This window comes from Microvirga sp. P4_G7, assembly GCF_056401005.1.
This window is the reverse complement of record NZ_JBFUKD010000998.1, coordinates 1-1,001: the sequence shown is the minus strand read 5'-3', so window position 1 is coordinate 1,001 and position 1,001 is coordinate 1. Positions and strand designations below refer to the sequence as shown.

Below are 1,001 nucleotides of genomic sequence, written 5' to 3'. Positions count from 1 at the left end.
GCCTTGTTTAGGGGTGTCCCGATTACAGCCGCGACTTTTCCACCATTGTCGATTGCGCTCGTCAGGGCAGCCGTATCAACGCCCTTCGCCAGTCCGCTCACGACGGTAATGCCGTCTCTAGCGAGCTCTCGGGCAAGCCGCCCTGCGCGCTGCCTGCCCTCCGTGCTCACCTCTCGGGTGCCAACAATCGAAACGCAAGGCGCCTTTAAGATACTGACGTCACCCGCGCAGAAGACCGGGACGTCTGACGTCTTATCCGAAGCAGATCTCAAAAGATCATACTGCTTCGCGGCCATCGCGGGGCGGTTTAGAGATGCCAGCAAAGCCTTGAGCGACAATGGTTGCGCGTCTTTCGGCGGAACGTAACGCGCCCGGCGCCGAGACTCGATATCATCGGAGACGGTCATAGTGGTTTCGCTCATGACTGGACCTGCCTGGTCAATGCAGCGGACTGCTGGACGTTCCCGTATGGTGAAGTAGCCGGGCGAGATGGGGCGCTGTCAAGCTCCTGTAGGCTCAAGAATGTAATCTGATAGCGCTGCGGTGACAATTTCTGTGGGAGGCGACCTCGATAGACGGCAGATTTCTAGGAGAGCCCGATCAAGCAATGCCCTCCTGGTGAATCTTGTAAACCCCTCGTTCAATGGTTGATTCGGGTCTCTGCCTCCCACGAGCTCTATAAACCTCGCCCGTTTTGAGCGGTGAGTCACATACCCTCGCTCTTCGAGGCCATTCACAAGACGGTAAATCCCGGAATTGCTCTTAAGACCCAGGCCGGCCCTCATCTCCTGGAACGTTGGCGCGATGTTCTTACCAGAGTACGCCACGCTAAGGTCGAGAAGTTCGCGCTGCCGGTGAGTCAATCCAGTTCGACGCCTCACGATAACTGCCCTCCTGCTCGGTCTCCCGCGTCGGGCTCAATTCCAATGTAGCCGATCCCACCCATGTTGACGAACCGGGGCGTATGCCCTCCTGTTCAAGCGCCTTCCAAGCGATTTCGT

General features: G+C 57.8%; 2 protein-coding genes. Both read right to left on the bottom strand.

Annotated elements, in window-relative coordinates; genetic code table 11:
* The coding region (locus tag AC1DT3_RS22525) for a DNA-processing protein DprA (protein ID WP_477467395.1) at nt 1–296 on the bottom strand (296 nt) is incomplete at its 3' end.
* Between the two features lie 204 nt (nt 297–500).
* Entirely contained in the window at nt 501–881 is a 381-nt protein-coding gene (locus AC1DT3_RS22520; RefSeq protein WP_477467394.1) for a LexA family protein, read from the bottom strand.
* Between the last annotated feature and the right edge of the window lie 120 nt (nt 882–1,001).